10 protein-coding genes are annotated in these 10,915 nt (G+C 71.6%); 8 read left to right on the top strand and 2 right to left on the bottom strand.

The features are described from left to right. Window positions 1–287: 287 nt before the first annotated feature. The 5 genes from ACFU9P_RS28430 (at window position 288) to ACFU9P_RS28410 (ending at window position 6,193) form a co-directional block, all read left to right on the top strand. Window positions 288–1,553, top strand: coding sequence for a beta-ketoacyl-[acyl-carrier-protein] synthase family protein (locus ACFU9P_RS28430; protein WP_384086122.1), 1,266 nt, complete (start codon window positions 288–290; stop codon window positions 1,551–1,553). Continuing rightward, a complete protein-coding gene (locus ACFU9P_RS28425) occupies window positions 1,550–2,770 on the top strand; it encodes a ketosynthase chain-length factor (protein ID WP_384086119.1) in 1,221 nt (406 codons plus the stop codon). Before ACFU9P_RS28430 ends, ACFU9P_RS28425 begins: the two co-directional genes overlap by 4 nt. A 292-nt stretch (window positions 2,771–3,062) precedes the next feature. Then, window positions 3,063–3,329: an acyl carrier protein gene (locus ACFU9P_RS28420; protein ID WP_384086116.1), complete on the top strand. Its 267-nt coding sequence runs from the start codon at window positions 3,063–3,065 to the stop codon at window positions 3,327–3,329. A 98-nt stretch (window positions 3,330–3,427) separates the two neighbouring features. Further along, window positions 3,428–5,254 carry an acyltransferase domain-containing protein gene (locus ACFU9P_RS28415; protein WP_384086113.1) on the top strand — a complete coding sequence of 609 codons (1,827 nt, stop codon included), beginning with the start codon at window positions 3,428–3,430 and terminating at the stop codon, window positions 5,252–5,254. Between the two features lie 297 nt (window positions 5,255–5,551). After that, window positions 5,552–6,193, top strand: coding sequence for a hypothetical protein (locus ACFU9P_RS28410; RefSeq protein WP_376381455.1), 642 nt, complete (start codon window positions 5,552–5,554; stop codon window positions 6,191–6,193). A 61-nt stretch (window positions 6,194–6,254) separates the two neighbouring features. On the opposite strand, the gene ACFU9P_RS28405 is transcribed toward ACFU9P_RS28410, so the two are convergent. Further along, window positions 6,255–7,493: an MFS transporter gene (locus ACFU9P_RS28405; protein WP_384086109.1), complete on the bottom strand. Its 1,239-nt coding sequence runs from the start codon at window positions 7,491–7,493 to the stop codon at window positions 6,255–6,257. Between the two features lie 130 nt (window positions 7,494–7,623). Between ACFU9P_RS28405 and ACFU9P_RS28400 the strand changes: the two genes are divergently transcribed. Continuing rightward, entirely contained in the window at window positions 7,624–8,043 is a 420-nt protein-coding gene (locus ACFU9P_RS28400; RefSeq protein ID WP_384086106.1) for a TIGR03668 family PPOX class F420-dependent oxidoreductase, read from the top strand. Window positions 8,044–8,125: 82 nt separating this feature from the next. Here the strand turns inward: ACFU9P_RS28400 and ACFU9P_RS28395 are convergent, their stop codons facing one another. After that, window positions 8,126–9,085 (bottom strand): bifunctional DNA primase/polymerase, encoded by a 960-nt coding sequence (locus tag ACFU9P_RS28395; protein WP_384086103.1) that lies wholly within the window; start codon window positions 9,083–9,085, stop codon window positions 8,126–8,128. Window positions 9,086–9,431: 346 nt separating this feature from the next. On the opposite strand from ACFU9P_RS28395, the gene ACFU9P_RS28390 reads away from it, so the two are divergent. Next, the gene (locus ACFU9P_RS28390) at window positions 9,432–9,734 is read left to right on the top strand and encodes a hypothetical protein (protein ID WP_376381449.1); all 303 of its coding nucleotides are present in this window, start codon (window positions 9,432–9,434) and stop codon (window positions 9,732–9,734) included. Window positions 9,735–10,133: 399 nt separating this feature from the next. Then, window positions 10,134–10,790, top strand: coding sequence for a SigE family RNA polymerase sigma factor (locus tag ACFU9P_RS28385; protein WP_376381447.1), 657 nt, complete (start codon window positions 10,134–10,136; stop codon window positions 10,788–10,790). The last annotated feature ends 125 nt before the right edge of the window (window positions 10,791–10,915 follow it).

The raw sequence follows: 10,915 nt of genomic DNA, 5'->3' as shown, positions 1-10,915 counted from the left end.
ACTGGAGGTGGACCCCGAAACCGACACGGGCCGCTGGAGGCTGACAAGAAACCACCCCTCAACCCTAGTAAAGGGGAGGCCTCCCTCCCCCCCAGAACACGGGGCCCCAGGCCGGTCCTTTTCGTACGCGCGGTCCGTCACCACAACAGGTCCACGCTCGCGCGAGTGGCGGTCAAGGGCACGGACGTTCCATAGCGGCACGGACGAAGGGATCGACAGTGACCCCCGCAGTTCCATCCGGCCGACGCGTATCACCGTGCCCGGCCCCGTCGAAGGTCAGGTAGGCCATGCGCAGAGTCGTTATCACCGGACTGGGAGCCGTGGCCCCGGGCGGGGTCGGGGTCAAGGAGTACTGGGACCTGCTCACAGCAGGCCGTACCGCCACCCGCACGATCACGTTCTACGACGCCTCGCCCTTCCGCTCCCGTGTCGCGGCCGAGTGCGACTTCGACCCGGTCGCCGCGGGCCTGACGCAGCAGGAGATACGCCGGCTCGACCGGGCCGCCCAGTTCGCGGTCGTCTCCACCCGCGAGGCGATGGCCGACAGCGGGCTCGACTTCACCGCGCTCGACCCCGGCCGCACGGGCACCTCGCTGGGCAGCGCGGTCGGCTGCACCACCAGCCTGGAGCGCGAGTACGCGGTGGTCAGCGACGGCGGCGCCAAGTGGAACGTCGACCACGAGTACGCCATCCCCGAGCTGTACCGGCACTTCGTGCCCAGCTCCATGGCGGCCGAGGTCGGCCGGGCCGCGGGCGCGGAAGGACCGGCCGCCGTCGTCTCCACCGGCTGCACTTCCGGACTCGACTCGCTCGGCCACGCCGTGGACCTCATCCGCGAGGGCACCGCCGATGTGATGATCGCGGGCGCCACCGAAGCCCCGATCTCACCCATCACCTCGGCCTGCTTCGACGCCATCCACGCGACCACCCCGCGCAACGACACCCCGGAGAGCTCCTGCCGGCCCTTCGACCGGACCCGTAACGGCCTGGTCCTGGGCGAGGGCGCGGCCGTACTCGTACTGGAGGAGTTGGAGAGCGCCCGGCGCCGCGGAGCGCACATCTACGCGGAGATCGCGGGCTTCGCGTCCCGCTGCAACGCGTACCACATGACCGGACTCAAGCCCGAGGGCGTGGAGATGGCCGCGGCCATCGACGCCGCGCTCGACGAGGCCCGGCTCGCCCCCGACACCATCGGCTACATCAACGCCCATGGCTCGGGCACCAAGATGAACGACCGCCATGAGACGGGCGCCTTCAAGCGCAGCCTCGGCGACCACGCGTACCGCACCCCGATCAGCTCCATCAAGTCCATGGTCGGCCACTCGCTCGGCGCCATCGGCTCCCTGGAGATCGCGGCCTGTGCCCTGGCGATGGAGCACGGGGTGCTGCCGCCCACCGCCAATCTGCACGATCCCGACCCCGAACTCGACCTCGACTACATCCCGTTGACCGCCCGCGAGCAGCGGGCCGACGTGGTCCTCAGCGTGGGCAGCGGCTTCGGGGGTTTCCAGAGCGCCATGGTCCTGGCCCGACCCGAGAGGAACACCGTATGAGCACGGCCGCCGTGGTGACCGGACTGGGGATCACCGCGCCCAACGGTCTGGGGACCGAGGACTTCTGGAAGGCCACCCTGGCCGGTGAGTCCGGGATCGGCCCCGTCACCCGCTTCGACGCCACGCAGTACCCGTCGCGGATCGCCGGGGAGGTGCCGGGCTTCGTGGCCGAGGACCATATCTCCAGCCGGCTGATGCCCCAGACCGACCATATGACCAGGCTGGCCCTGACCGCCGCGGGCTGGGCCCTCCAGGACGCCGGGATCGACCCCGCCGAACACGCCGAGTACGGCATCGGCGTGGTCACCTCCGCGTCGGGCGGCGCCGTCGAGTTCGGCCAGCGGGAGCTGGAGAACCTCTGGAGCAAGGGGAAGGAGTACGTCAGCGCGTACCAGTCCTTCGCCTGGTTCTACGCGGTCAACACCGGCCAGATCTCCATCCGGCACAAGCTGCGCGGCCCGAGCAACGTCCTGCTCACCGAACAGGCGGGCGGCATCGACGCGCTCGGCCAGGCCCGCCGGTGCGTCCGCAAGGGCACCCCCGTGATGGTCTCCGGCGGCGTCGACGCGGCGATCTGCCCGTGGGGCTGGGTCCCGCAGATCGCCTCCGGCCTGATGAGCACCGTCAACGATCCCGGGCGCGCCTATCTGCCGTTCGCCGCGGACGCGAGCGGCTACGTACCGGGCGAGGGCGGCGCCATCCTCGTCGTGGAGGACGCGGCAGCGGCCCGCGGCCGGGGCGCCGCCCGTATCTACGGCGAGATCGCCGGATACGCGGCGACCCTCGACCCGGCCCCCGGCGGGGCCCGTCCGCCCGCCCTGAGCAGGGCGGTCGCGAACGCCGTCGCCGACGCCGGGCTGGTCCCGGCCGACATCGACGTCGTCTTCGCCGACGCCTCCGGGGTGCCCGCGCTGGACCGCGCCGAGGCGGCGGCACTGACCGAGGTGTTCGGCCCTTACGGCGTGCCGGTCACCGCGCCCAAGGCCGGTACGGGACGCCTGCTGGCGGGCGGCGCGGCTCTGGACACGGCGACGGCTCTGCTGTCGCTGCGCGACGGCGTCATCCCGCCCACCGCGCATGTCGCCGAGGCCGACCCGGAGCACCGGATCGACCTGGTCACCGGCGACCCCCGGGAGGCGCCGCTGCGCAACGCCCTGGTCGTGGCACGCGGCCACGGCGGCTTCAATGCGGCGCTGGTGGTACGGCGCGGGGCCTGACGGCGTCGGCCGTACGAGCGTGGCGTCGGGTCGTCGGACGGGGTGTTCGGTCGTACGGCGGGGCGTTCGCCGTACGGCTGTCAGGCAGGGCGTCCGCGGTACGGGCGTGGCGTCGGTCTGTCGTACGGCAGGCACCGCGTCCGTTGTACGGCACGGCTGCGCACTCGCATCCGCCTGCCGGCCGGCTCCGTACACGTACCACCGGCCCGGGCATCCGTATCCGCACCCGCACTCGTACCACCGCCACATCATCCGGTCCCACCGACGCTCCACCGAGAGGACAGCACCGAACATGACCACGCAGACCACCGTCACCCTGGCCGACCTGACCCGCATGCTCCGTGAGAGCGCGGGCGAGGAGGAGGGCGTCGATCTGGACGGCGACGTCCTGGACACCCCTTTCATAGACCTCGGTTACGACTCCCTCGCGCTGCTCCAGGTCATCGGCCTGATACAGCGCGAGTACGGCATCGCCATCCCGGACGACGCCGTGGCCGAAGCCGAGACCCCCGGCGCGCTCCTCGCCCTCGTCAACGCCTCCGGGTCCACGACGGACTGAGTTACGCCGTCCGCGGCCGTCCCGTCCGGGCGGGGCGGCCGTGACTCCACCCCTGACCGGGCCCCGCCGTACGGAGAGCGGCCCACGAGGAGGGAACCATGTCGCTCACAGCACACAGCGCGGTGGTCCACCGGCTGGTCGTCGCCGCACCGGATCCCGCCGCACCGGATCCCGCCGCGCCCAACTCCCCGCCGTCCGCGCTGTCCACCGCCGTCTCGGCCGTGCTGGACGCCTTCGGCCGTAGCGGGCGGATGCTGCCCGTACGGACGGTCGTCCACGTCGGCGCCCCGGCCGGCGACCAGTCGCTCCCCGCCGGACACGAGTCGCTCCCGGTCCGCACCGCGCCCACCGAAGGCCGCGCCCTGCGCCTCGCCCACCGCGAACTCCTCGACGGCACCGCCGATCTCGCGCTCGTCGTGGGCTTCGGCAGCCCGGGCCCCGGCAAGATCACGGTGTACGCCGTCAAGCGCGCGGCCGAGGCGGTCGCGGACGGCGACGCCGTACACGGAGTACTGCACCTCACCGACGCCGACGCCAGCACTAACACCGGCTCCGACGATCACGACACGCCTCCGGCGATACACCCCCTCTGCCACGGCCGCGACACGGCCGACCCCGGCCGCCACCGGCTGCTGCTCTGGTCGGGCCGTGACGAAGAGGACGAGGCCCGGGTCCGCGCCGAACTGCTCGCGCTGCTCGGCGACGAGCACACCGAGACGTTCCCGCACCTCCCCACCGCACGCCCCGGCGCCACCGGACCCGCCACGGGACCCGTTCCCGTGCGCGCGGCAGTCGTCACCGACGCCGGGCAGGCGGCGGCCGGTGTCGCGTCCGCGAAGGCGGTGACCGTACGTTCCCCGCGCCCGGTGGCACTGCTCTTCCCCGGGCAGGGCTCCCAGCACGCCGCCATGGCCGCCGGCCTCTACCGGCATGAACCGGTGTTCACCGCGGCCCTCGACGCGGCCCTGTCCCACATGGGCCCGGACGGGCCGCGCATCCGGGAGGACTGGCTCACCACCGGCACCCCGCACATCGGGATCGACGACGTACGACGGGCGCAGCCGCTGCTGTTCGCGGTGGACTACGCGCTCGGCCGCATGGTCCTCGGCTGGGGCGTACGACCGGTGGCGCTGCTCGGCCACAGCGCGGGCGAACTTGTCGCGGCGACCCTCGCCGACGTCATGTCGCTGGCCGACGCGGCCGGGATGGTGATGGCCCGCGTACGGGAAGCGGTCAGGATCCCGCCGGGCGGCATGCTCGCGGTGGGGGCGAGCGCGGCGCGCGTACGCCCGTACCTCGACCACGAGGTCGCGCTCGCCGCCGTGAACGCCAACCAGCAGGTGATGCTGGCCGGTTCGGCGCCCGCGCTGGCGGCGGTCGAGGCGAGGCTCAGGGCGGACGACATCACCGTGGTGACCGTGCCTGCCACCAGCCCGTTCCACTCACCGGCCATGGCCCCCGCCTCCGACGCCCTGGAGAAGGAGTACGGCGCGGTCCCGTTCCGCGAGCCGGCGCTGCCCCTCTACTCCGGCTACACCGGCACCCTGATGAGCCCCGAGGACGCCCGGAGCCCCCGCTTCTGGGCCCGGCAGGTCACGGACACCGTCCACTTCCTGCCCGCCCTGGACGAACTGCTCGCCGCCGAGGACGTGTTGCTGGTCGAGGCGGGCCCGCGCCAGACCCTCACCGCCTTCGCCCGCCGCCACCGCGCGGTCCGCCTCCGCGCGAGCGCGGCCCTGCCTCTGCTCCCGGCCAAGCCGGGATCCGGGGAGTCGGACCGCCGCTCGGTACTGAACGCGGCGGCCGGCCTGTGGACGGAAGGCCACGAGCTGAACGCGCAGGCGCTGTCCCGCCTGTGGACCTGGACCGACACCACCGGGATTGACACCGCCCGGACCGACTCCGCCATTCGACACGTAGAGTAAGCATATTTAGCGACAGTCGCAGCATTGCGTTCATGAATAGCCGTATATGTGTTGAGTATGTCGCGACCGCTTCGGCTACTGAGAGTCAGATACGGTGACGTCTGCCGCGTCCGCCGGGCGCCGGCGCATGTCTGGCCTTTCAGCTATCCAGAAGGAGTGAGTGTGAACGCTCGCTTTGGCGTGAGTCGGGCAAAGGTGCTTGCGGTCGCAGCGCTGGCCGCGATCGTCGCCTCGACCGTCCCAGCATCGGCGTCCGCTGTCGCGGACGGAAACCGGTCGCGCTCAGAACACTGGGGCGTGATCACTCGCAACACGATCGGCTCCCCCGTCGCCGCCCTGCGGTACGGCCCGTACGGCTCGTTCGGCGTGACAGGCCCGTCCTCCAGGCCGCCCTACGGACAGGGCAGCCTGGGAATCGAGGTGGCGGACGACTCCACCTCGCTGAATCCGCCGAGCGAGAAGGTCGACTTCGGCAATGAGGTCGACTTCTTCGGGGATTCCGTGCTGGCCCTGAAGCAGGTCGGGTTCCGTGTCTTCCAGACCAACGAGAACGTCGGCTACGGCGGCGCCGAGAACATGCCGAACATCAGGTTCGAGATCGACCCGAACCTGAGCGCGCTCCCGGCCGACAACTACTCCACGATGGTCTGGGTACCGGACGCCGCCCCGGTCACGAACCGCTGGAGCCCGTTCATCGACGCCACCACGACCGGCTTCTGGTACCTCACGGGCAACGAGACCTCGTGCACCCAGGCCGCCGAGTGCACCTTCCAGGAGCTCAAGGCCTCGCTCAACGACGGCGGCGCGAAGCCGACCATCTACACCGCCGCGGTCGGCAAGGGCCGCGACTTCATGTGGATCGGCGCCGTCGACGGCCTCCGCATCAACCGCGAGATCTTCGACTTCGAACCCGACGGAGTCAGAACACGCAGAGCCTGACGCGGCACAGTCCGGTTCAAGCGCTGGTGAGTAGGGGTGTCTCACACACTGTGAGACACCCCTACCGCGTTCCGGCCGCGGCCAACTCGCGGCTGGCGCGGCGGCGCGGAAGCAGCAGTGGGGTCGTCAGGAGGAGGGCTCCGGCGGCTGCGATTGCGGTGCGGGGGCTGGTGGCGGCGGCCAGTAGACCCCACAGGGCGGTCAGGGCGGCGATGGCGGTGCTGCTGCTGATCGACCAGGCGGACAGGGTGCGGGCGACCCGGGCGGGGTCGGTGTGGTCGAGCCGGTAGGTGGCCAATACCGGGTTGAACACGCCGCAGCAGGTCACCAGGCCGAGTTGGACGGCGATGATGAGGACGATCCCGGGGACGCCGGGCTGGACGAATGCCAGTCCGAGCGGCCAGCACGCACGCAGCGCCCCGGAAGTGAGCATCACCCTGTGCTGTCCGAACCGTGCCGCGAGGGGGTGCGCGAGGCGTGAGCCGATGAGGCCGCCGACGCACGGTGCCGCGAAGACGAGACCGTACTGCCAGGGTGCGAACCCGAGGCGGTCCAGCAGGAGTACGGCGAGCAGCGGCTCGGAGGCCATGATCAGGCCGTTGACCGTGATCGCGTTGAGGAACAGCGGGCGCAGCGTGGGGTGGGCGAGGATGTAGCGCCAGCCTTCGAGCAGATCGCCTGCTCGCAGCCGCGGTGCGCCGGTGGTCCGGGCGGGAGACGGTTCGGTGCCGCCGATGGCGCGGATGCCCAGCGCCGAGAGCAGATAGCTGACCGCGTTGGCCGCCACGGTCGACACCGGGCCGAACAGCCCGATCGCGGCCCCGCCGAGCGGTGGTCCGACCATGGTCGAGGTCCAAGTCGTGGATTCGAACCGGCTGTTCGCGACGAGCAGGTCCTCCGGTGGGAGGAGCGCCTTCAGATACGCGCCGCCGGCCGCCCTGAAGGCGATGTCGGCCGCGGCGACGACGACGGAGACGACGAGGAGCTGGGCGAAGCTGAGCCGGCCGAGCGCGAACGCGGCGGGGACGCTCATCAGCGCCGCGAACCGGGTCAGGTCCATCGCCACCATGACCGGCCGCTTACGGCGGAACTCCACCCAGGGCCCGAGCGGCACCGCGACCAGTGCTCCCACCGCCCGCCCCGCGGCGGACAGCGCTGCCACCTGGGCCGGCCCGGAGTGCAGTACGAGGATCGCGATGAGGGGAAACGCACCGAACCCGAGCGAGGTGCCGTACGCACTGACCGCGAACGCTGCCCACAACCATCCGAACGGCCGCCCCAGCGCCCGCCTGCCCCTCATACCCAAGACGCCTCTCGCCGATCCGCACCACCGCACGCTGACCACCGGCATCAAAGCGGGTAGGAGGTGGCGGCATCAAACGACCGGGTCGGGGGCGGGCTCGGGGTTGTTCGGGGGTTACGGTGCGTTTGTGGAGCTTGGTTCTGGGGAAGCCCGGGCGCGGTTCGGGGCGGGGGTGGTGGGGCGGCTGGGGACCGCTGATGCCCGTGGGGTGCCGCATGTCGTGCCGGTGACGTTCGTGGTCAGCGGGGACGTGGTGTTCTTCGCGGTCGACCACAAGCCCAAGAGGACCTGGGATCTCCGGCGGTTGAGGAATGTGCGGGAGAACCCGCGGGTGTCCGTGCTGGTGGATCACTACGCCGACGACTGGTCGGAGCTGTGGTGGGCCCGGGCCGACGGGCGGGCCGAGGTGTGGGAGGCGGGAAGCGGGCGGGGCGCGGCCGTTGAGCTGCTGCGGGGGAAGTACGAGCAGTACCGGGACCGGCCGCCCGAGGGGCCCGTTGTCGCCATCCATGTGGAGCGCTGGAGCGGGTGGGCGTTCGCCGGGTGACCCGGGGGCGCTGCCCGTACGCCGGGGGCGGTACGAGCAGGGTGTCCGGAGGCGGTACGGACAGGGTGTTACAAGTTGGGTGTTACGGGCGGGATGTGAGGCGGGCGGCCGAGGCGATGGTGGCGCGGGCCTCCTGTTCGGTCAGGCCGGTGCGTACGGCCGCGTCGACGAGGGCCTCGACGAGCGCCTCGCCGAAGCCGTGTTCGTACGCGCGGCAGGCGGCCCAGAACAGCCGGGTGTTGCGCTGGCCCGCGTGTGCCGCCCGTACGAATTGCACCAGGCCGTCGCCGCGCGCGGGCGGGCCCTGATGGGGGTGGGGGCGTGCGGGGGGAGGCGTGAGCAGGCGCAGCAGCGCGCGGGGGCAGGGCGCGGGCGCGAGGTGCTCCGTACCGGGGGCGAGCCGGTACGCACCGCGGGACGTGACCGAACCGGGGCCGACCAGATAGCCGCCCGCGCCGCGCACGTCGATACCGGGGGCGAGTCGGCCCGCGGAGTTGGGTACGACGACGTTCGGCGGGCCGGTCAGCCAGATGTGGCGGCCGCCGCTGGGCGTCAGGACGATCACGGTCTCCGGCAGTGTGAAGAGGTGCTGGAGGGCGAGCTGCTGAAGCGCGGCGAGCGAATCCGGCGGTGACCCCGCGAAAGCCGGCCCCGGCCCGGACCCCGGCCTCGTCCCTGATCCCGGCCCGGACGCCGACCCCGAGCCCGACCCCGATCCGCCCCCTCCTGCCGGCGTGACATCCAGGTCGATCCCGATGAGCTGGTGCGGTGGCCGGCCGCAGGCGATGCCGTAGCCGGTCGCCCACGGTGCGGCGGCGAACAGAGCGCGTACGCCGGCGGGATCGGTGGTGGCGTCGTACACCCCATGGCCCGGAAGTCCGCATTCGCCGTGGCAGTGGGCCCGCTCGGGCTCGTCCCGGTGGGGTGAGCGCAGCGCCGGGAGCTTGGTGGGGGACAGGGGGATGACTGGGAGCCCGCGTTCGGCGGCGGACAGCGCGTGAGCGAGGGCCAGGGTGGTGGTGTGCCGGGCGGTGGTGGCCATGCTTCTATGTTCGTACAGACGTTCGAAGAAAGAAAGGGGAAACCGTCCCCGGGTGGGTGGGCAGGGTTGTGGAGAAACGATTCACCCCTTGCCTGCCAGCGGCTCTGCCCTCCATCGACTGCGGATAGGAACAGGGATTTGTCGACACCTTGAGGGGTGAACTATCGGTTTCGGGGCGCATAGGGGTTTATCGACTTGTCATCACGCTTGCGAGGGAATCGGCACCTCCGGGCTGGTTCGCGGGGGATTCGGTGGGCAATCTGAGGTCGCGACGTCGACACAACGACCGGGGCGGTCGGCCAACTGCCTTGGACACACCCGTACTTCTCGTTCCTGGAGGAATGACATGGCAAGCTTCCGTACCGCTCGTGCCTTCGCCGCTCTTGCCGCGCTGCCCCTCGCCGCAGCGCTGTTCACCGGCGTGGCCCAGGCCGACGACGACGCGTTCTCCGACTGGAATGCGAGCGTCGCCACACTGGTCGGCGGTGTGGGCGGTCACAACTTCGGCAACTCGACGACCACCCAGCAGGTGGCGACCGGTGCCGGCGCGTCCAACCAGAACAACACGGCAAACGTGATCGGTGCGGGCTTCACGACCATCGACCAGTCCAACGAGAACATCGCGGTGAACTTCGGCCACCGTTGGTGACACACGGCCCGACGGGGGGCGTGACCGAGGGGTGAACGATATCTGCGCGGCGGCACTTCGGTGCCGTCGCGCAGTCCGTTTTCCGGCGGGGCGCTGCGGGGCGCTGCGGGGGGCGTCGCGGGGCGCTGCGCTGTGCCCGCCGCACCGCGCGGCCGTCTCCAGTCGTACGCCCGGCCCGCTGCCGTCGGTGGCCCCGCACCCGGCCCGGCCCGCTGGCGTACGCGCGCCACATGCCCAGCGCGACCCTTGCCCGGCCCGGCCCTCGCGACCCTGAGGGGAGCCGCGGCCTCCTCCACCTTCAGGAGGTGGGGCCGGCACCACCCCTACACCCTGAGGGGGACATGGCTTCGGGACCTTGGGCCGATCCCCCGAGGTGGGGCTCACTCCTAGCGTGGAGCCATGACCACGCCTGTCTGCACGAGCGCCTCCATCGCCGCCAAGCCGGCCATGCACGCGCCGTACACACATCTCGCGCCGTCCGCCCAGCGCACCGCGCCGTCGGCACAGCATGCCGCGCCGTCCGTGTCCCATTCCGCGTCCGTGTCCCACTCCGTCTGCACGACCTACGCGTCGTTCTCGTCGTACGTACGGGCGCGGGGGCCCGTACTGCTGCGTACGGCCCGTTCCCTCACCTCCAACCCCTCGGACGCGGAGGACCTCCTCCAGACGGCCCTCACCAAGACCTATGTCGCCTGGGACCGGATCGAGGACCATCGCGCGCTGGACGGTTATGTCCGCCGCGCCCTGCTCAACACCCGTACCTCGCAGTGGCGCAAGCGCAAGGTCGACGAGTTCGCCTGCGACGAACTGCCCGAGCCCGTGGATCTGCCGGAGCCGGACCCCGCCGAGCGGCAGGTGCTGCACGACGCGATGTGGCGCGCGGTGATGAAACTGCCGGACCGTCAGCGGGCGATGGTGGTCCTGCGCTACTACGAGGATCTCAGCGAGGCCCAGACCGCCGAGGTGCTCGGGGTCTCGGTCGGTACGGTCAAGAGCGCGGTGTCCCGGGCGCTCGGCAAACTCCGGGAGGACCCGGACCTGTCCCCGGTCCGCTGACAGCCGGGCCGTCATCGGGGCCGTACCTCCCAGGCCGTACGTCGTGAGGCTCTTCCGGCCGTACGTACGCCGTGAGGCCCCGGCCCGGACATCCACACGGGCCGTTCTACTCCCGGGTAGTGACA

Origin of the sequence: Streptomyces sp. NPDC057617 (genome assembly GCF_042800555.1) — a bacterium.
In the GTDB taxonomy this organism is placed as follows: Bacteria; Actinomycetota; Actinomycetes; order Streptomycetales; family Streptomycetaceae; genus Streptomyces.
This window is presented reverse-complemented; position numbering and strand designations above follow the sequence as displayed.